The 20,182-nt window shown below is 59.5% G+C and carries 19 protein-coding genes; 10 read left to right on the top strand and 9 right to left on the bottom strand.

The window, feature by feature from the left end; translation table 11 throughout:
- Positions 1-38 precede the first annotated feature (38 nt).
- A complete protein-coding gene (locus H8B20_RS15885) occupies positions 39-479 on the bottom strand; it encodes a CBS domain-containing protein (protein WP_210623806.1) in 441 nt (146 codons plus the stop codon).
- A gap of 233 nt (positions 480-712) precedes the next feature.
- On the opposite strand from H8B20_RS15885, the gene H8B20_RS15880 reads away from it, so the two are divergent.
- Positions 713-3,073 carry a DNA polymerase II gene (locus H8B20_RS15880; RefSeq protein ID WP_210623805.1) on the top strand — a complete coding sequence of 787 codons (2,361 nt, stop codon included), beginning with the start codon at positions 713-715 and terminating at the stop codon, positions 3,071-3,073.
- Here the strand turns inward: H8B20_RS15880 and H8B20_RS15875 are convergent.
- The 3 genes from H8B20_RS15875 to H8B20_RS15865 form a co-directional block, all read right to left on the bottom strand.
- Positions 3,038-3,508, bottom strand: a complete 471-nt coding sequence (locus tag H8B20_RS15875) for a DUF1810 domain-containing protein (RefSeq protein WP_210623804.1) — start codon at positions 3,506-3,508, stop codon at positions 3,038-3,040. The two genes, H8B20_RS15880 and H8B20_RS15875, sit on opposite strands and share 36 nt — an antisense overlap.
- A gap of 24 nt (positions 3,509-3,532) precedes the next feature.
- Entirely contained in the window at positions 3,533-4,354 is an 822-nt protein-coding gene (locus H8B20_RS15870) for an aldo/keto reductase (protein WP_210623803.1), read from the bottom strand.
- A gap of 194 nt (positions 4,355-4,548) precedes the next feature.
- Positions 4,549-5,697 (bottom strand): aldose epimerase family protein, encoded by a 1,149-nt coding sequence (locus tag H8B20_RS15865; protein ID WP_210623802.1) that lies wholly within the window; start codon positions 5,695-5,697, stop codon positions 4,549-4,551.
- A 246-nt stretch (positions 5,698-5,943) separates the two neighbouring features.
- Between H8B20_RS15865 and H8B20_RS15860 the strand changes: the two genes are divergently transcribed.
- From H8B20_RS15860 to H8B20_RS15845, 4 genes are all read left to right on the top strand, one after another.
- Positions 5,944-6,693 carry a hypothetical protein gene (locus H8B20_RS15860; protein ID WP_210623801.1) on the top strand — a complete coding sequence of 250 codons (750 nt, stop codon included), beginning with the start codon at positions 5,944-5,946 and terminating at the stop codon, positions 6,691-6,693.
- A 153-nt stretch (positions 6,694-6,846) separates the two neighbouring features.
- A complete protein-coding gene (locus H8B20_RS15855) occupies positions 6,847-8,061 on the top strand; it encodes an MFS transporter (protein ID WP_210623800.1) in 1,215 nt (404 codons plus the stop codon).
- Between the two features lie 980 nt (positions 8,062-9,041).
- Entirely contained in the window at positions 9,042-9,827 is a 786-nt protein-coding gene (locus H8B20_RS15850; protein WP_042560052.1) for a sulfite exporter TauE/SafE family protein, read from the top strand.
- 9 nt (positions 9,828-9,836) lie between these two features.
- Complete coding sequence (locus H8B20_RS15845; RefSeq protein WP_210623799.1) at positions 9,837-10,163, top strand: hypothetical protein; 327 nt, start codon at positions 9,837-9,839, stop codon at positions 10,161-10,163.
- A gap of 34 nt (positions 10,164-10,197) precedes the next feature.
- On the opposite strand, the gene H8B20_RS15840 is transcribed toward H8B20_RS15845, so the two are convergent.
- Entirely contained in the window at positions 10,198-10,668 is a 471-nt protein-coding gene (locus H8B20_RS15840; protein WP_210623798.1) for a GNAT family N-acetyltransferase, read from the bottom strand.
- A 206-nt stretch (positions 10,669-10,874) separates the two neighbouring features.
- Here H8B20_RS15840 and H8B20_RS15835 point away from each other — a divergent pair, with 206 nt between their 5' ends.
- Positions 10,875-11,444 (top strand): DUF4174 domain-containing protein, encoded by a 570-nt coding sequence (locus H8B20_RS15835; protein ID WP_047300688.1) that lies wholly within the window; start codon positions 10,875-10,877, stop codon positions 11,442-11,444.
- Positions 11,445-11,542: 98 nt separating this feature from the next.
- Here H8B20_RS15835 and ampC read toward each other — a convergent pair whose 3' ends face one another.
- On the bottom strand, positions 11,543-12,709 hold the full coding sequence (ampC, locus tag H8B20_RS15830; protein WP_210623797.1) for a class C beta-lactamase: 1,167 nt from the start codon (positions 12,707-12,709) through the stop codon (positions 11,543-11,545).
- Positions 12,710-12,869: 160 nt separating this feature from the next.
- Here ampC and H8B20_RS15825 point away from each other — a divergent pair, with 160 nt between their 5' ends.
- The gene (locus H8B20_RS15825) at positions 12,870-13,742 is read left to right on the top strand and encodes a LysR family transcriptional regulator (protein WP_210623796.1); all 873 of its coding nucleotides are present in this window, start codon (positions 12,870-12,872) and stop codon (positions 13,740-13,742) included.
- Positions 13,743-13,919: 177 nt separating this feature from the next.
- On the opposite strand, the gene gudD is transcribed toward H8B20_RS15825, so the two are convergent.
- Positions 13,920-15,263 carry a glucarate dehydratase gene (gudD, locus tag H8B20_RS15820; RefSeq protein ID WP_210623795.1) on the bottom strand — a complete coding sequence of 448 codons (1,344 nt, stop codon included), beginning with the start codon at positions 15,261-15,263 and terminating at the stop codon, positions 13,920-13,922.
- A 29-nt stretch (positions 15,264-15,292) separates the two neighbouring features.
- Complete coding sequence (locus H8B20_RS15815; protein ID WP_210623794.1) at positions 15,293-16,639, bottom strand: MFS transporter; 1,347 nt, start codon at positions 16,637-16,639, stop codon at positions 15,293-15,295.
- Positions 16,640-17,008: 369 nt separating this feature from the next.
- Here H8B20_RS15815 and H8B20_RS15810 point away from each other — a divergent pair, with 369 nt between their 5' ends.
- A complete protein-coding gene (locus H8B20_RS15810) occupies positions 17,009-17,722 on the top strand; it encodes a FadR/GntR family transcriptional regulator (protein ID WP_042560044.1) in 714 nt (237 codons plus the stop codon).
- A gap of 92 nt (positions 17,723-17,814) precedes the next feature.
- Entirely contained in the window at positions 17,815-18,045 is a 231-nt protein-coding gene (locus tag H8B20_RS15805; protein WP_042560043.1) for a hypothetical protein, read from the top strand.
- Positions 18,046-18,173: 128 nt separating this feature from the next.
- On the opposite strand, the gene H8B20_RS15800 is transcribed toward H8B20_RS15805, so the two are convergent.
- Entirely contained in the window at positions 18,174-19,076 is a 903-nt protein-coding gene (locus H8B20_RS15800; RefSeq protein WP_210623793.1) for a DMT family transporter, read from the bottom strand.
- A 100-nt stretch (positions 19,077-19,176) separates the two neighbouring features.
- Here H8B20_RS15800 and H8B20_RS15795 point away from each other — a divergent pair, with 100 nt between their 5' ends.
- The gene (locus H8B20_RS15795; protein WP_210623792.1) at positions 19,177-20,040 is read left to right on the top strand and encodes a LysR family transcriptional regulator; all 864 of its coding nucleotides are present in this window, start codon (positions 19,177-19,179) and stop codon (positions 20,038-20,040) included.
- Positions 20,041-20,182: the final 142 nt, after the last annotated feature.

The raw sequence follows: 20,182 nt of genomic DNA, 5'->3' as shown, positions 1-20,182 counted from the left end.
AGACTCACTCCTACAGGGAATCGTGGTGTTTCGGGAGATCACTCCCCGCGAATGTACTGCTCCAGTTGCTTGATCAGCTCGGCTTGTTCGGCAATCGCTTCCTTGACCAGGTCACCAATCGACAGCAAGCCAATCAACTTGCCGTTCTCCACCACGGGCAAGTGGCGCAGGCGCTTTTCCGACATGATGCTCAGGCAGGTGTCGACGGTCTGGTGGGTATCAACGGTAATGACGTTCGCCACCATGATGTCGCGAACCGGCGTACCCACCGATGAGCGGCCATGCAGCACCAGTTTGCGCGCGTAATCGCGCTCGCTGATGATGCCGACCACGTTGTCGTCTTCCACCACCAGCAGGGCACCGACGTTTTTCTCGGCCATCTTCATCAGCGCTTCAAGCACCATGTGATCTGGCTTGATCTGGTGCACTTCCTGGTTTTTCTGATCTTTGAGCTTGAGCAGTTGGGCGACGGTCTTCATGGCGGTTACTCAGGTGTTGTCGTTGTTATCCAAGCATCGTAGACGCTGGCGCGCAGGGCAAGGTGGCAAAGCGGCAGATAGCACGCAAAAAACGTCATTTGCCGAAAAAAACCGCCGAGCACTCCGACGAGAACCCCTCGCCACAGATAAATCCCTACCACCACAGGTGTTGAGGGCATTCTGGGGAATGCCGCGTAGAATGCCATCCTGATTGGAACGTTGAGGTTGCAGTGGTGGATTTACAGCAGGGCTTCGTCCTGACCCGGCATTGGCGCGATACCCCCGCCGGCACCGAAGTCGAGTTCTGGCTGGCGACCGACGCCGGGCCGCGCCGTGTGCGTTTGCCGCATCAGCCGTCGGTGGCGTTTATACCTGCCGAGCAGCGTGAAGCGGCCGAACGTCTGCTGCACGACGAAAAAAACGTCGAACTGCGACCTTTGGCCCTGCTGGATTTCGAACATCGTCCGGTGCTGGGCCTGTATTGCCAGCAACACGGTCAGTTGATGCGCCTGGAAACCGCGCTCACCCGCGCCGGCGTCGATGTCTTCGAGGCTGATGTCCGCCCGCCCGAGCGTTACCTGATGGAGCGTTTCATCACCGCCCCGGTGTTGTTCAGTGGCACACCCGATGCCAACGGCATATTGCTCAACGCTCAACTGAAGCCCGACCCCAACTACCGGCCGAAGCTGCGGCTGGTCTCGCTGGACATTGAAACCACCGAAAACGGCGAGTTGTATTCCATTGCGCTGGAAGGCTGCGGCGAGCGTCAGGTCTATATGCTCGGCACGGCGAATGGCGATGACAGCGTCGTCGACTTCGACCTTGAATATTGCGATTCACGCACGGTCATCCTGAAGAAGCTCAACGACTGGTTCGCGCTGCACGACCCTGACGCAATCATCGGCTGGAACGTCGTGCAGTTCGATTTACGCATTCTTCACGAACACGCGCGACGCCTCGGCGTGCCGCTGAAAATCGGTCGTGGCGGTGAGGAGATGCAGTGGCGAGAACACGGCAGCCGCAATCATTACTTCGCCTCGGCGGCGGGGCGGTTGATCATCGACGGCATCGAATCCCTGCGTTCGGCGACGTGGAGCTTTCCCTCGTTCAGCCTGGAAAACGTCGCCCAGACCCTGCTCGGTGAAGGCAAGGCCATCGACAATCCGTACCAGCGCATGGACGAGATCAACCGCATGTTCGCCGAGGACAAACCGGCGCTGGCCAAGTACAACCTCAAGGACTGTGAGCTGGTCACGCGGATCTTTGCCAAGACTGAACTGCTGACATTTTTGCTTGAGCGCGCCAGCGTCACCGGCCTGCCGGCGGATCGCAGCGGTGGTTCGGTGGCGGCGTTCACGCACCTGTATATGCCGCTGATGCACCGCCAAGGGTTTGTCGCGCCGAACCTCGGGACCAATCCGCCGCAGGCCAGCCCCGGCGGGTTTGTCATGGATTCGCAACCGGGCCTCTACGAATCGGTGCTGGTGCTCGACTACAAGAGCCTTTATCCGTCGATCATCCGCACTTTCCTGATTGATCCGGTAGGGCTGATCGAAGGCTTGCAGCACCCGGACGACGTTGATTCAGTCGCGGGTTTTCGGGGCGCACGGTTTTCGCGCACCCGGCATTGCCTGCCGTCGATTGTGTCGCGGGTCGCCGAGGGGCGCGAGACCGCCAAACGCGAGCACAACGCGCCGCTGTCGCAAGCCTTGAAAATCATCATGAATGCCTTCTACGGCGTGCTCGGCTCTAGCGGTTGCCGCTTCTTCGATACGCGACTGGCTTCATCCATCACGCTGCGCGGACACGAAATCATGCTGCGCACGCGCAAGCTGATCGAAGAGCAGGGGCATGCGGTGATCTACGGCGACACCGATTCGACCTTTGTCTGGCTGCGTCGCGCCCATGGTCAGGAGGAGGCGGCGACGATCGGCCATACGCTGGTCAAGCACGTCAACGACTGGTGGCGCGAGCATGTGCGCGAAGAGTACGGGCTGGAAAGTGCGCTCGAATTGCAGTTTGAAATTCACTACAAACGCTTCCTGATGCCGACCATTCGCGGCGCAGAGGAGGGCAGCAAGAAGCGCTATGCCGGTCTGGTAACGCGCGCTGATGGCACAGATGAGATGGTCTATAAAGGCCTGGAAACCGTGCGCACCGATTGGTCGCTCCTGGCCCGGCAGTTCCAGCAGGAGCTGTATGAGCGAATCTTCCAGCGCAAGCCGTATCAGGATTACGTGCGTGATTACGTGCGCAAAACCCTCGCCGGGGAATTCGATGATCGGCTGGTCTATCGCAAACGCCTGCGTCGCACCCTCGATGATTACGAACGCAACGTGCCGCCCCATGTGCGCGCCGCACGGCTGGCCGACGAATACAACTCGCAGCACGGCCGTCCACGGCAATACCAGAATGGCGGCTGGATCAGCTACGTCATCACCCTGGCCGGTCCGGAACCGCTGGAAGTGCGACGTTCAACCATTGATTACGACCACTACATCACCCGGCAGCTGCAACCGGTGGCGGACGCCATCCTGCCCTTCGTCGGCGATGATTTCTCAACCCTGATCGGGGGGCAGCTGGGCCTCTTTTGAGTCCAGCAGTTGCAGCGTCCATTCGTCGGGGATGCCGTGGAAGTAGCGCTCGAGGGCCTGATTGAACAGGCTTTCGTCAGCGGCAAACTGGCTGAAGAGCGTCATCGATGAGTGAAATTTCAAGTCATCGGGATGACCAAAAATCTCTGCAATCGAACGCTGCTCCGTATTCAGCACAAGCTGCGTGCAGGTGCGCAGTCGTACGCCGAGCAATGGGTGATCGAGGTAGGCCTGGGTTTCTGCGGCTGACCCGATGGCGAAGCGTCGGGACATTTCACTGCCGCCAAGCCCTGCGAACTGCGGGAAGACAAACCACATCCAGTGGCTGCGTTTGCGGCCCGCTTCGAGTTCGCGCAGGACCCGGTCAAATACCGGGTCCTGCGCCTGGACGAAACGTTGCAGGTCAAACGGGTCGTGATGATCAGTGCTTCTCATACGGAACCTCGGCCAGTCGTCAGCTCAGACCATGGCCAGCCGCTGCTTGCATTGTGGCGCTCGAAACACCTGGTCCAGCGCCGCCAGATCCCCGGCCTCCAGTTGCAGCTGCGCGGCTTGTGCATTGAGTTGCACGTGTTCCGGCCGCACAGCCTTGGGAATCGCAATGACGCCATCCTGACGCAGAATCCACGCCAGCGACACCTGTGCCGGGGTGACGCCGTGACGAGCGGCAATCTGTTTCAGCACCGGGTTGGCCAGCATCGCGCCGCCCTGACCGATCGGACAGTAAGCCATCAGCGGCAGGCGCTGTTGCTGGCACCACGGCAGCAGGTCGAATTCGACGCCACGCTCTTCAAGGTTGTAGAGCACCTGATTGGTCGCGCAGGCAGGAGACGCCAGTTCTTCAAGGTCATCGACGTCGAAATTCGACACGCCCCAGCGACCAATCTTGCCCTCTTCGCGCAGGCGTTCGAAAGCCTCGACGGTTTCATCCAGCGGATACTGGCCGCGCCAATGCAGCAGGTAGAGGTCGATGTAATCGGTATCCAGCCGACGCAGACTGCGTTCGCAAGCTTGCGGGATGCCTTTGCGGCTGGCGTTGTGCGGGTAGACCTTGCTGACCAGAAACACCTGATCACGCAGACCGGCGATAGCTTCGCCGACCACACTTTCGGCGCCGCCCTCGGCGTACATTTCGGCGCTGTCGATCAGGGTCATGCCCAGTTCGATGCCGCTGCGCAAGGCGGTAACTTCGCGCTTGTGGGCCGAACGATCTTCACCCATACGCCAGGTGCCCTGGCCAATCACCGGAACCTGCACGCCAGCCAATTCGAGGGTACGCATTCAAACCTCCTGCCTGAAAGGGTCGATACCTTAGTGGGCAGCAGGATAGCGCAGGGGTTCCATGCGCTTCATAAAGCAAAAGATCGCAGCCTGCGGCAGCTCCTACAGGTGGGGGTGGATTCACCGCCATTCAAACGGTGTACCCGAACAACTGTAGGAGTTGCCGCAGGCTGCGATCTGTTGATCTTCAGCTTCTACTTCGCAGAAAACTTCAACACCACGCTATGCGCGTAAGCCTGCCCCGGATCCAGCCGCGTGCTGGGGAAGTTCGGCTGATTCGGTGAGTCAGGATAGTGCTGGGTCTCGAGGGTAAACGCGCCCCAGTGCGGGTAGACCTTGCCACCCTTGCCCTTGACCGTGCCGTCGAGGAAGTTGCTGGTGTAGAACTGCACGCCCGGTTCGCTGGTGAACAGCTGTAGATGCCGGCCGGACTGTGGGTCGCTGACTTCGACGGCCAGTTTGCTCGCATCACCTTGGGTATCCAGCGCCCAGTTGAAGTCGAAGCCACCCTGTTTCGGCTCGGCAAACTTCAGTTGCGGATGATCCGCCTTGATGTGCGTGCCGATGGCGGTCGGTTTGCTGAAGTCCATCGGTGTGCCGGCCACTGGCGCCAGCTCTCCGGTGGGGATCAGTTTGCCGGTGACCGGGGTGTAATGACTGGCATGCAAGGTCGCGACTTGCTTGAGGATGTCGCCATTACCGGCGCCGGCGAGGTTGAAGTAGCTGTGATTGGTCAGGTTCAGCACTGTCGGTTTATCGGTGCTGGCCTTGTAGTCGATGCGCAATTCGTTGTCGTCGGTGAGGCGATAAGTCACCTCGGTGGTGAGGTTGCCGGGGAAACCCATTTCACCGTCCACCGACAGATAGGTCAGGGTTACGCCGACTGAATCCTTGTCTTTTGTTTCCCGGGCTTTCCAGACCTTTTTATCGAAGCCCTGAGTACCACCATGCAAGGCGTTGGACTTGTCATTCTGCGGCACTTGATAGCGTTTGCCGTCGAGTTCGAAAGCACCTTCTGCCAGACGATTGCCGAAGCGGCCAATGGTCGCGCCGAAGTACGCGGTGCCTTTCTGGTAGCCCTGCACATCGTCGAAGCCGAGTACGACATCGTCGAACTTGCCGTTCTTGTCCGCCACTTGCAGCGATTGCAGGGTTGCGCCGTACGTGATGACCGTGGCTTGCATGCCATGGCTGTTGCGCAAGATGTATTGCTCGACGGGCGTGCCGTCATTGGTTTTGCCGAAGGCCTTGTGTTCGGCGCTCAGGCCGGCGGCGTTGGCAGAGAGGGTGGCGATCATCAGGGACAGTCCAAGGCCGGAGAGCAGGTGACGGGATTGAATCATGGTTGACCTTCCTTTTTGTTGTTGTTTTGTAGGGTGGGGCAATAGTCATGCTATTTGTCGTGCGAGTGAGAATTTATAGCGGATTAAACGTTTATTGCAAAAATAAAGTCGGACTAAATAGATCGCTGTGTCACGCCGAAGGTCGGGAAATACCGCCAGCACTGCACTTTTGCGCAATCAGCGGCTCTATCCATGGCCAGGATGCGGTGACTCCCGCCGCACAGGAATGTGCCTGTTCGAGAATTCATGCCGAGAGTGTTTAAGCTGATCACCCGATTTGTCCGTCGCCCGTGCCTGTTGTTGGTGTGTTTGTCGTCGCTGTTGTTCAGCGGTTGTAGCCATCAGGACGGTAACGGTTTCATCAACCAGATCCGGGAAGGGCAGCCGCAGGAATTTCTGCAGACCAGCGTCGACCGGATGGCCACGCTGGCGATGCGTGACAACCTTGGCAGTCTTTATCGGTTGATGGGCAAGCTGTACCTGCGCAACCCGGACGAGTTGCGCAAGTCGGGTTTCCTCAACATTCACGCCGCCGTCAAACAGGTTCGACTGGCCATCGAGCAGCAACAGCCATTGCCGGTGCTCGGCGGCAGAAAGGACCTCGCGGCGCTCAGCTATGCGATGAGCCCGGAGTTTCGTGGTGACCGCGTCGGCGCGTTCATTTATGCCATCGGCAGCATGCTGGTGACGGCCCATGGCAATCGAACCCAGTTCTACATGACGGACGCGATCAACCCCACGTTCGTGCATAACGCGGCGCGCAACATCGAAAAAGCCACGTGGATTCTGTCGCAGCGTCAGAACAAGGAAGGCCAGCCGCTGTTGTTTTCCAATGAGATCTCGGAGGAGGGCAGCAACCTGAGTTTTGCCGTGGAGTTCGGCAAAATCGTTGCGCGCCTGGATCTGCTGACGCAAATGCTTGATGAGCGCTACCGGCGGATCGGGCTCAATTACGCGCAGAGTTTGCTGTTCCTCAACTTCCTCCCGGTGCAATAGATCTGTGGATACGCTGCTGGCGCAATAAAGTGAGCTGCCGAAGGCTGCTCCTACAGGGGAGATAGTGTTGTCAGCGGTACTGGGTTGATTGGTGGCTGGATAACTTGTATACAATCACTCGCTAATTTTGATCCAAATGGAGCTGCATCCGTCATGACCGACCCCGCAAGCGCCGATTTCAGCCGTGTCGATCACGCGACCCGCGCCGACAAACTGCCCTATGCCGCGTTGCTGGCCTTCGCCATGACCGGGTTCATCGCCATCCTCACTGAAACCCTGCCGGCCGGACTGCTGCCGCAAATCAGTGCCGGACTGAACGTCAGCGAAGTGCTCGCCGGGCAATTGGTGACGCTGTATGCGCTGGGTTCGATTGTTGCGGCGATTCCGCTGACCGTGGCCACCCGTGGCTGGCCACGGCGCCGGGTGCTGTTGATGACGGTTGGCGGGTTTGTGCTGTTCAACACCATCACCACGTTCTCTAGTCATTACGGCCTGACGCTGGCCTCGCGCTTTCTCGCCGGTATGGCGGCTGGGCTGTCGTGGGGAATCATGGCCGGTTACGCCCGCGGGATTGTGCCGGTGCATCAGCAGGGGCGAGCGCTGGCGATTGCCATGCTCGGCACACCGGTGGCGCTTTCTTTGGGAACACCGGCGGGGACGTGGCTGGGCCATCTGATCGGTTGGCGCGCCTCCTTCGGAATAATGTCGGCACTGGCGCTGGTGCTGGCGGTGTGGATTGTTGTGGCGGTGCCGGATCGCCCGGGGCAGGCCAGTGCCGAGCGTCTGCCGTTGATGCAGTCCCTGCGCCTGCCGGGTGTGCGCCCGGTGTTGTTGGTGGTGCTGACGTGGATGCTCGGGCACAACATTCTCTACACCTACATTTCTCCGTTTTTGATGCAGGCCGGACTCGCCGGACGTGTCGATCTGGTGCTGCTGGTGTTTGGCGTGTGTTCGCTGGTGGGAATCTGGATCATCGGCATGCTGGTGGATCGCTGGTTGCGCTGGCTGACCCTGATCAGCCTCGCGGTGTTTGCCGTGACGGCGCTGGTGCTGGCCCTGGCGAATCCGTCGCCATGGGTGATCTACGGCTGCATGGCGGTGTGGGGGTTGTCCTTCGGTGGTTCGGCGACGTTGTTGCTGACGGCAGCGGCGGATTCTGCCGGTGATCATGTCGATGTGGTGCAGGCAATGCTGACGACTTCCTGGAACGTGGCAATCGCCGGAGGCGGGCTGTTCGGTGGGTTGCTGCTGGATCGAGCGGGGGCGATGTCGTTTCCGTGGGCGCTGCTGATCCTGTCCCTGATCGCGCTGGCCACGGTGTGGATCAACAGCACACACAGCTTCAAACCGGGACGACGCCAACACTGACCCCCCTGTAGGAGCTGCCGAAGGCTGCGATCTTTTGATCTTTCTTGTTGCGTTCGTCGTGGAGCACCTGAACGCCGGATTGGGATTGGGATTGGGATCGGGATTGGGGGTATATCCGTTGCTGCGGGTGTTGCCGCTGGCGGTTTCGCTCTTACAGCGAGTCCCTTTTTCAAACGCCAAAAAGGAACCAAAAGGCTTTGCCCCGGATGAACACCTACGCTCGGCCTGCCGAAGGGGCAGAAGATCAAAAGCCAGATCAAGAGCCAAGGCCAGATCAAGAGCCCCTCACCTTAGCCCTCTCCCGGAGGGAGAGGGGACTGATCGCGTTGTTTGGGCGAGGTGCGCCGACGTGGGATACCGAGTCGAATTCCAATTTTGAAAATCGACCCCCTCTCCCTCGGGAGAGGGCTGGGGGTGAGGGGAAAATCCACCACAAAACCAATGCCGACCGCATCGCTCTCCCACCACACAACAGGATGAGCGTTAGCTCGGCTGAGCTTTTGATCTTCAGGCCCGTCGGCAGGCTGAGTGGAGGGATTCATCCGGGGAGGACATCGAAAGGAGGTGCAGCGAAGCAAGCCGGAATCGATGCCCCGGATGGATCCCGGAGCGAAGGAACCCCGAGCCCCAGCGAGTGGGCCGAACGTCAGGGCAAAGCCTTTTTGGTTACTTTTTCGGCGTCTGGAAAAAGTGACCCGCCGTAAGGGCGGAACCCTACTCAGCCATCACCCAAAAAACGGATATTCACACAGCCCCCCCAACAACCTGGTCGGCCCACAGGCCGCCAAGACACAAAAAAAGCGCAACCAAAGTTCCCAAAAACCAGAAAGCGCGACCTTCAAAGGATCGCAGCCCTCTGCAGCTTTTACAGGGGGAGGTGGTGATTGGGCATAACGATAGACCGCATCGATATATGTGGTTATAAGAAAAATCGCTATGCTGCGGACCAGATTTTTCCTGTCGTGTTTCTGGACGTCTTAATGGAATTGGCAAATTTCGGCCTGGTGATTGCCGGGCTGGTGGTGGGTTTTATTGTCGGTATGACCGGTGTCGGCGGTGGTTCGTTGATGACGCCGATCCTGCTGTGGTTCGGCATTAACCCCGCAACGGCGGTCGGCACCGACCTGCTGTACGCGGCCATTACCAAATCCAGTGGCGTCATTGTTCACAAGAAGAACAAGAACATCGATTGGGCCATCACCGGTTGGTTGACCCTCGGCAGCGTGCCGGCGGTGGTCATGACCTTATGGTTTCTCAGCACGTTGCACACCGCGCCGGACGCGATGAACGCCATCATCAAACAAGCCTTGGGCTTTGTGTTGTTTGCCACGGCGTTGGCGATCTTCTTCAAGAAACGCTTGCTGGAATTCGCCCACAAACGCGCTGGCGGCAACTACAACCCGAGCGGTTCGCGGCTGAACGTGATGACGGTGATCACCGGCCTGATCCTTGGCACCATGGTCGCCCTGACATCGATTGGTGCCGGCGCCCTCGGCACCGTGGCCTTGTTCATCCTCTATCCGCTGCTGCCGACCCGCCGCCTGGTCGGCACTGAAATCGCTCACGCCGTACCGCTGACCCTCGTCGCCGGCCTCGGCCATGCGAGCATGGGCAACATGGACTGGAGCGTGCTGGGCTTTTTGCTGATCGGTTCGTTGCCAGGCATCTGGCTTGGCAGCCACCTGACCGGCCGCATCTCCGACGAAGTGCTGCGGCCCTGCCTGGCGACGATGCTGGTATTGATCGGCTATAAACTGGCGTTTTGATCGACAACCATGAGCGAAACCACTGTGCACTGCGATGGCCGTATCGCCATCACTGTCGAACCTCGCGAGATGCGCATGAGCCATTGGCTGTATGCGCCGCTGGTGGTTGATCAGCAGCGTCAGCAGGTTTTGCTGGATCTGAGCGACAGCGTATGGGATTTGATCGGCACAGCGCAGGAGACGGTCAGTGGCATCGACTTGCTGCTGCGCAAATACCCTGGCGATCGCTCGTCGGTGACGGTGAGCATTGATCTGGACGGCGGGGTAATCAGACTCGGCGAGCGCCTGATCGAATCCGCACATCTACTGGCGGCACTCGATTCGGCGCTGGACTGACGTCGCGCTAGATCCCCTCGCTACACATATCTTTTTATGTTGGTTGCCGCGTGGTGTATTTCATGACGGTGACCGGCAAATTCTCGTAAACCATCTCCTCGACCACCTCCCAACCCAGCCGCGCATACAGCGACTGCGCTGCGTCGGTGTACAGGTAAAGTTCCGGCACATCCAACGCCTCAGCCTCTTCAACAATGCGCTTGACCAGTTGCGAAGCAATCCCGCGGCCACGTTCTTCAGCCTTCACATAAACCCCGGCCAGCCAGGGCGTGAGTTCGGGGCGGACCTTCATGTCGCTGTCGATCAGCAGTGCGCCGCCCAGCAACCTGCCGTCTTCAATCGCTACCACGACACTGGGGATCGCACCTTTGCCGCACGCCGCACGCATGCGTTCGGTGCGGGCAGCAAGGGTGTCGTCGGGACTAAAGCTACCCCACTCCTTGAAGTTGAGTTCAGCCAGTTCTTCGATCAATTCAGGGTGATCGCACAGGTAATCGATGTGCACGGGGTGACCTCCATTTCGTGAGCAGAACAGCCACCCTAATGCGCTCTTGAACGGTAATCAAATTGGCGTGGCAATCGCGTTTGTGCAGTTGCGCAATGTCGGGCCTGACCTAAGCTTCTGGCAGGGCGACAGATATTTGCCGGATACACCGGAACAATCGCCGCGATGCGCAATCATTAGAGCGTGGATATCAAAAGGAGATGCGCATGCTCATCAGGTCACTGACCCTGACACTCTTGCTGGCAGTTGCCGGCCCCCTGTTCGCCGCTGACAACGATTCGCCGATTGCCGCAGACATGGGCCGCGCCCGACCGCTGATCGTGATCGCGCAAAGCACCGCCGACCCCGTGTGGCTGAACCTGAAAAAGTCGCTGGACGACCCGGCCAACAAAAAGGGTGTCGCCGACCGCAATATCAAGGTTTACACCATCCTCAGTATGTCGGGTCAGCTCGACGGCAAGGACATGGGCCAGCAAGACACCATGGCCCTGCTGCGCTCACTGAAGCTGGGCGCCGGTGCTTATCCGAAAGTGTTCCTGGTGGGCAAGGACGGCGAGACCAAACTCTCCGCCTCGGGGGATGACGCGAAGGCCATCGACCTGAAGAAAATCTTCGACACCATCGACGCCATGCCCATGGCCGAGAAAGAAGCGGCCGCCGCTGCTGCAGCCCAGGCCCCGGCCGCTGCCGAACCTGAACCGGCCAAAGGTGCGAAAGGCGCCAAGCCGAGCAAACCTGCCAAACCGACCAAGCCGCCAGAAATGCCGAATGATTGATGTCGGGATCTGAATCAAAAAAATGGGCGACCTCTATAGGTCGCCCATTTTTATTGCCTGCAAAAAGGGCGCTGCCGAAGGCTGCGATCTCTTGATCTTTAGTCGGTCAGCGCACTGAAAATCTCATGCGCAATCTTCACCCGTTCCGCATTCGGGTAGTTCTTGTTGGCCAGAATCACGATGCCAATATCCTTCGATGGCACGAACGCCACGTACGCGCCGAAACCGCCGGTTGCGCCGGTTTTGTTGTAAAGCACATTGGCCGGCTCAGGCTGTGGCGGGGTCAGCCATTTGACCTTGTGCGGCTCCATTGCCATCGGCGTCGAGTTGCCGGCCTGCAGCTTCTCCAGGCTGATCGGATAGTGATAACGCTCCCAGCCCAGACCCTGCGTCATATCGCCGACTGTGTAGTGACCGGTGTGGGTCGCGGCGATGGCTTTTTGTAGCGGCTGTTCAAGGTTCACAGGCTTGAGGTTGGCCTCGACGTAGCGCAGCAGATCCGCCGCACTGGTTTTGATGCCATAGGCTTCGGTATCCAGTGCGCCGGGGCTGACGCGAACCGGTTTGTCGTTCTTGTCGTAACCCTGCGCGTAGAGCTTCGCTTCTGAGGCGGGCACTTCAATGAAGGTGTGCTTGAGGCCCAGCTTCGGTAACAGGGTTTCAGTCATGGCCTGAGCAAAGGGTTGACCGAGGCTTTTTGCCGTCAGATAGCCGAACAGCCCGAGGCTGGGGTTCGAATACAGGCGATGGCTGCCCGGCGAATAGTCCGGTTTCCACTGCCGGTAATAGCCGAGCATCTTGTCCGTTGAGTCCGCATCAGCGGGAAACTGCAGCGGCAAACCGCCCGCGCTGTAGGTGCCCAGTTGCAGCACGCTGATGTTGTCGAAGGCGCTGCCTTTTAGCTCCGGCCACAGCGTGCTGGCCTTGGTCGACAGGTCCAGTTTGCCCGTGGCCTGCGCATAACCGGCCAATGTCGCGGTGAAGGTTTTGCTCACCGAGCCGACTTCGAACAGGGTGTTTTCGCTGACCTTCTGCCCGGTGTCCTTGGCGGCAACGCCGTAGTTAAAGTAATGCGGCTGGCCGTTGATGGTCAGTGCAACGGCCAGGCCGGCAATGTTCTGTTGCTGCATCACCGGTGTGACGGCGGCTTTGACCAGCGCTTGCAGTTGTTCATCCGTTTGCGGGGCGCCGAGGCAGGTTGCAGCGCCGAATAGCAGTCCGAACGCGCTACAGGAAAAGGCTTTGGTCAGGTGGATGGATGACATAAGTGAACCACTCTCCATGAGTGTTAATGGTGGTATCGCGCTACACTGCGGGCGATTTTTGTAATGGGCGGCTGATCAGCGCCGACAATTTAGGCAGTCCGACGTGAATCGACAAACGACGAAATCTTGGATTAGCCATTAGAAAAATTAGGGGCTGGGCATGATTCGACCGCAATTGCCGCTCAATGCACTGCGCGCTTTCGAAGCATCGGCGCGTCACTTGAGTTTCACTCGAGCTGCCGTGGAGCTGTGCGTGACCCAGGCAGCCGTCAGTCATCAGGTCAAAAGCCTCGAAGCGCAGCTCAACGTAACACTGTTCAAACGCCTGCCCCGTGGGCTGATGCTGACCAGTGAAGGTGAAACGTTGCTGCCGGTGTTAAGCACCTCGTTTGACCACATCGCGCAGATCCTTGAACGCCTTGCCGGTGGACAGTATCGCGAGATGTTGACCGTCGGGGCGGTCGGCACTTTCGCCGTGGGTTGGCTGTTGCCAAGGCTTGCGGACTTCCGGGCGAAACATCCGCTCATAGATTTACGGCTGTCGACGCACAACAATCGCGTGGATGTTGCCGCCGAAGGGCTGGATTATGCGATCCGCTTTGGCGCTGGCGCCTGGCACGGTATCGAGGCGATGCGCTTGCTCGATGCGCCGCTATCAGTGCTGTGCGTGCCGGAGATCGCCCGGCAATTGCATGCGCCTGGGGATTTGTTGCAGCAGACGTTGCTGCGTTCCTATCGCACTGATGAATGGCCAGCGTGGTTTCAGGCGGCAGGTCTGGCGACACAGGCCGCGCCGCCACAAAGCATCATGTTCGACTCGTCGCTGGCGATGATGGAGGCGGCGTTGCAGGGCAGTGGCGTGGCGTTGGCCCCGCCGCTGATGTTTGCCCGGCAACTGGCGGCGGATGCGATCTGCCAGCCGTTCGCGATCGAGATCACCACCGGGAGTTACTGGCTGACGCGGTTGCAGTCGCGGCCGGAGACGGCGGCGATGAATGCGTTTAAAAACTGGTTGCTACAAATCGCTGTCTAGCACACGACCCTGTGGGAGCTGGCTTGCCAGCGATAGCGTTGGGTCAGTCACCTTCAATGTTGCCCGTGTTGACGTCATCGCTGGCAAGCCAGCTCCCACAGGTTTATGTGTCGGACCGGCAATCACATACCTCCTGCAAAATTGAGAGTGCAGGAGATCCGTGATGTCAGTGAAGCGTTAGCGCACCAGACACGGCCGCTTGTTATTGAACTTCCAGCCCGGAATCAGAAACTGCATCGCCACGCTGTCATCCCGTGCGCCAAGGCCCATGCCTTTGTACAGTTCGTGAGCCTTGGCCACCTGATCCATATCCACTTCCACACCCAGCCCAGATGCCTTCGGCACCTGCACGCAACCGTCGACGATTTGCAGCGGTGCCTTGGTCAGGCGCTGGCCGTCCTGCCAGATCCAGTGGGTGTCGATGGCGGTGATTTCACCCGGTGCTGCCGCCGCAACGTGGGTGAACATGGCCAGCGAAATATCGAAGTGGTTGTTGGAGTGCGAGCCCCAGGTCAGTCCCCACTCATGGCACATTTGCGCCACGCGCACGGAACCCTGCATGGTCCAGAAGTGTGGGTCGGCCAGCGGGATGTCCACCGATTGCAGCTGGATCGCATGCCCCATTTCACGCCAGTCGGTGGCGATCATGTTGGTGGCGGTTTTCAGGCCGGTGGCGCGGCGAAACTCTGCCATCACTTCGCGGCCGGAATAACCGTTTTCCGCACCGCACGGATCTTCCGCATACGCCAGAACCTGATGCTGGTCGCGGCACAAGCGGATCGCTTCCTTGAGTGACCAGGCGCCGTTCGGGTCGAGGGTGATGCGCGCCTGCGGAAAGCGTTCGGCCAGCGCCGTCGCCGCTTCGATTTCCGCGTCGCCACTGAGCACGCCGCCCTTGAGCTTGAAGTCCTTGAAGCCGTATTTCGCGTGGGCCGCTTCGGCGAGACGCACTACGGCTTCGGCGGTCATGGCCTTCTCATGACGCACGCGGAACCAGTCGTTGTCGGCGTCCGGTTCGCTGCGGTAGGCGAGGTCGGTTACGTGCTGATCGCCGACGTAAAACAGGTAGCCAAGCATCTTCACTTCATCGCGTTGCTGGCCTTCGCCGAGCAGCGCTGCGACTGGCACGTCGAGGTGCTGACCGAGCAAGTCGAGCAGTGCGGCTTCGAGGCCGGTGACCGCGTGAATAGTGATGCGCAGGTCGAAAGTTTGCAGGCCGCGGCCGCCGGCATCGCGGTCGGCAAAGGTCTGGCGCACTTGATTGAGCATCTTTTGATACGTGCCGATCGGGCTGCCGATGACCAGGCTGCGTGCGTCTTCCAGCGTCTGGCGAATGCGCTCGCCACCGGGTACTTCACCGACACCGGTATGGCCGGCGTTGTCTTTGAGAATGACGATATTGCGGGTGAAAAACGGCCCGTGGGCGCCGCTCAGATTAAGCAGCATGCCGTCGTGGCCGGCCACCGGAATGACCTGCATATCAGTGATGATCGGGGCTTTGGCGGTGTCGTGTACGTTCATTGTTTTTATCCTTTTCGTATCTTTCAGAATCAGGCGTGTTTCGGCGCAGTTTCAGCTATAGCAATATCCGCAGCCGTCTTAGGCTTGGTGCGGGCGAAGAAGACGATGATCGCGGCAATGATCGAGGTAGCGGCCAAGCCGTAGAGGCCACCCTGAATCGAGCCGGTGTGTTCTTCGAGCAGGCCGAAAGTGGTCGGCGCAACGAAGCCGCCGAGGTTGCCCACCGAGTTGATCAGCGCGATCACGGCGGCGGCAATTCGCGCATCCAGATAGGCCTGCGGAATCGGCCAGAACAGCGACGAAGCCGACTTGAAACCCAGCGCCGCAAAGCAGATTGCGACGAAGGCGAAGATCGGCCCACCCGTGGTGGACATGAACATTCCCGCTGCAGCGATCAACAGCGCAGTGGCGACCCATGCCTGCTGGTGTTTCCATTTGGTGGAGAGGGAGGCGAAGGCATACATTCCGACAATCGACAGCAGCCACGGAATCGAGTTGAACAAGCCGACCTGCACATCGCTGAGTTCGCCCATCTTCTTGATGATGCTCGGCAGCCAGAAGGTCGCGGCGTAGATCGTCAACTGAATGAAGAAGTAGATCAGGCAGAACAGGATGATCTGCCGGTCCTTGAGCAGTTTGCCCATCGATGGCCGGATCGGTGTGGCAGCTTCGCGGGCCTTCTGTTCGTCGTCGATGGCCGTGACGAGCGCGTCCTGTTCGGCGCGGCTCAGCCATTTTGCATCGTGAGGTTTGGCGTCGAGCCAGAACCAGACGAACACGCACAGGCACACCGAAAACATCCCTTCAATAAAGTACATCCATTGCCAGCCGTGCATGCCCAGCCCGTTGATTTGCAGGAGCAGGCCGGACAGCGGGCCGGAGATCAGGGACGCAATGGCCGAGCCGCTGAGGAAAATCGCAATGGCTTTACCGCGTTCGGCGCCGGGCAACCAGCGGGTGAAGTAGTAGATCACCCCGGGAAAGAACCCGGCCTCGGCGACACCAAGCAGGAAACGCAGAATGTAGAAGTGGGTTTCGTTCTGGATGAACGCCATGCAGGTAGCGACCACGCCCCAGGTGAACATGATTCGGGTCAGCCAGATGCGCGCGCCGACTTTCTGCAAGAGCATATTGGAGGGGACTTCGAACAGCGCATAACCGATGAAGAACAGACCGGCGCCGAAGCCGTAAGCGGCGGCGCCAATGCCCAGGTCATGTTCCATGTGGGTGCGGACGAAACCGATGTTCACCCGGTCAATGTAATTGACGATGAACATGATCACGAAGAGCGGCAGGACGTGGCGTTTCACTTTCGAGATGGCGGACGCCAGCGTTGCATCAACGCCCTCGTTCATCCCGGAGACGGAGGTTTTCACTAGGTTTTCTCCCACTGATTATTTTTATGCGGGGTAGGGCTGGGTGCTGCGCTGTTGATAGACATCATACAACTAGGTTTTTTTGTCCTACAAGTGGCAAGGACCGACTAAATTCTTTGGAGAGGCAGATTTCTTATGCCTTTTTTGGTTGTTAAGCCCGTATTTACTGGCTTAATGTTGTTTTGGGTGGTCGTGTCTTTTGAGCGGCTCCGCATTTTATTTCAGCGGAGCGCTTAATTTATGAACGAGGTTTTCCACAGATAATGAGTGTTGTCATACAAGTTGGTCGGGCTCAGAGGAGTAACATCGACTCTTGTCAGCCATCCCCGCAGTGCTACGATCCGCAAGCACCGTTCACCGGAACCGATTATGCAAGAAGACCTCGACGCCCCCGCGCGCAAACGTGCGCACAACCTGGCCCATGACCTGGTGGAGAAGCTCACCCAGAGCATCCTGCTCGGGCAAATGTCGCCCGGCGACAAATTGCCGTCGGAGAATTCCATTGTTCAGGAATACGGGGTCAGCCGCACAGTGGTGCGCGAGGCGATTTCCAAATTGCAGGCGTCGGGGTTGGTCGAGACCCGGCATGGCATCGGCACGTTCGTGATCGAGCGGGCGCCGGAGCAGGGGTTGCGGTTGAACGTCGACACCGCGCTCGGGGTGCGCAGCATTCTTGAATTGCGCATGGGGCTGGAGACGCAAGCCGTGGCGCTGGCGGCGCAACGCCGCAGCGAGCAGCAAGTGTTGCAGATGCGCCAGGCGCTGGATGACTATCAACGTCTGTTGGCCAACAACGACAGCTGCGTCGAGGCCGATCGGCGTTTTCATCTGTTGATCGCCGAGGCCACCGGCAATGTGTGCTTCAGCGAGATCATGCAGCACTTGGGCAACGCGATGATTCCGCGGGCGCGGGTCAATGCAGTCGAGCGCGGGGCGGCGGATTTGAGCAAGCTGGGGCAACTGGCCAATCTGGAGCACGAGGCGATTTTGAATGCAATCAAGCGCCAGGATCCGGATGCAGCGCGGGCAGCCATGTGGCTGCATCTGACCAACAGTCGCGACCGGTTCCTCGCACAGGATTGAGCGCCGTTGGTCTGTTCGATGGCACGCCGTTCCCCGGGTCGCTTCCAAACTGTACGGCCCGGGTTTTCCGGACCTCTTTGGTGAGGTGCGTCATGGCTAACGACTTGCTGTTTCAGGGGGGAGTGCTTCCCACCGACCCGACCCTCCCGGTGCCCGGTACCGATGAGCCGTCACTGGGCGATCACGATGCACCGCCAGGGATGACCCCGGGGCGCGATCCGTTGAGTGACGCCGATCGGCCGGAGGACTGGAAGGACCCACCGGCGGATGAAGAAATGCCGCCGGCGGATGAACCGACGCCGTTGTCGGATGATCGGCGCTGATGGGCATCTGGCTCTGATTGATGTGATGGCTCCCACCGGTTATGCGGGTGTGCAGCAGAACCTTTGCACAACCCCGAACCCTGTGGGAGCTGGCTTGCCAGCGATGGCGGCATCCGTCTCACTCGATATCAATCATTAGCGCACGCAGTCCGCCCCAGCCAAAACCGCCCCTCCAGATTTAACGCCAGCACACTGACCAATACCACCGCCGAGCCCGCCAGCATCACCACGGTCGGCCGCTCGCCCAGCCCCACCGACGCAATCCCCATCGCCGTCGGCGGAATCAGGTAGAGGGTCATGGTCGCCCGACTCAAATCCACATGCCTGAGCACAAACCCCCACGCCAGATAGGCCAGGGCACTTGGAAACACACCCAGCGCCAACACTGCCCATTGCACCCGCAGCGGCGCTTTCATCACCGCGTCGCTCAACCCCGGCAGATAAATCAGCAACAGCAATGTCCCCGACCACACCGCGTAGCACGTCAGACTCAAACCCTCATAACGCCGGGCGTGATGCTTTTGCAGGGCGAAATAAATGCTCCAGGAAACCGCCGCCAGCAAGATCAGCAAGCCATGCGCGTCGATCTCGCCCACACCACGATCGCCGCTGACCACAATCGCCACGCCGACCAAACCCAGCAACACGCAGCCCCAACGCCAGACACTGACCTGATCCTTGAACACGAAGCGCGCCAGCAGCGTGCTGAACAGTGGACTCGATTGCGCCAGCACGCTCGACGCCCCGGCGCTGACGCTTTGCTGGCCGATGTTCAGCGCGACGTGATGCAGGCTGACCGCGAAGAAACCCAGGGCGAACAGCAGTGGTACGTCCCTCACGCGGGGAAGTTGAAGACCTTTGAACGCGGCGATGACCGCCATGAACAACGACGCCAACAGAAACCGCAGCAACGCCAGATGCCCGGGATCGTAGGCTTGCAGGCCGATGTGGATGCCGGTTGGCGAATACGCCCAGCAGCCGACGACAAACGCCATGGCCAGTAAAATTTTCAGCGAAGCAGGGGACGGCATGATCGAGCACCAGTAGGCAGGATGCGCCGAGTATCCGGGCGGGCAATCATTCGCCACAACTGACTTATACTGCGTTGAATGCTCACTCAGAGTGATGAGTATGGAGCTGGCACAAATCCGTATGTTCAAGACCGTGGCCGAGGAAGGCAGCATCGCCCGGGCGGCGGAAAAACTGTTCTGCGTGCCGTCGAACATCACCGCGCGGATCAAGGCGCTGGAGGCGGAGTTGGGTGTTGCACTGTTCGTGCGCCAGGGGCGTGGGCTGCGGATCAGTCCGGCAGGGCAGACTTTTCTTGCCTATGCGCAAAAAATTCTGGCGCTGACGGCGGAGGCCAAACGCGCAGTTGATCCCTCGGCCGAGCCGTCCGGGCCGCTGCGCATCGGCGCCATCGAATCGTCGGCCACCGGGCGTTTGCCACGGTTGCTGGCGAAGTTTCACAAGCGTTATCCGCAGGTCGCACTGGAACTCACCACCGGCACCTGGGGCCATTTGCTCGACGACACGCTGAACCATCGCCTCGACGGCGCGATTGTCGCGGTGGACGTTGAGCGCTCGCAGCTCAAGCGCACACCGATGTATCGCGAAGAGTTGCTGCTGATTGCCTCGACGTCGTTCGGGCCGGTGCGCGGCATCGATGATCTGCAGGACAAAACCGTGTTCATGTGGCCGCAAGGCTGTCCGTATCGGGCGGCGCTGGAGCACTGGTTGTTGCGTCAGGGGCAGGCGTTGCCGATTGTCAGCCTGGCCAGTTACGGGGCAATTGTCGGGTGCGTCAGTGCAGGGGCGGGCGTGGCGTTGGTGCCCAAAGGGGTGTTCGAGCAATACGCCAAAGGCGCGGGGTGTGTGGGCTATGAGTTCCCCGAACTGACGGCCATCGAGAATCTGTTTTACTGGCATGAAAACGCCGGGGTGCATCCGGCGCGCGAGGCGTTTGTGGCGATGTTGCGCGAAGAATTCACCTGACCCGGCCGCCCTTTATGCTCCGAACACATCACCCCTGTAGGAGTTGCCGAAGGCTGCGATCTTTTGATTTTGCTTTTTTAAATCCAAGTCAAAAGATCGCAGCCTTCGGCAGCTCCTGCACGGGTTCGTGTGGATGATGGCG

The sequence above is a fragment of the Pseudomonas sp. P42 genome (assembly GCF_017973755.1).
Lineage (GTDB): Bacteria > Pseudomonadota > Gammaproteobacteria > Pseudomonadales > Pseudomonadaceae > Aquipseudomonas > Aquipseudomonas iridis.
Note: the sequence above shows the minus strand (reverse complement) of the source record. Positions and strands in the feature narration are given on the sequence as shown.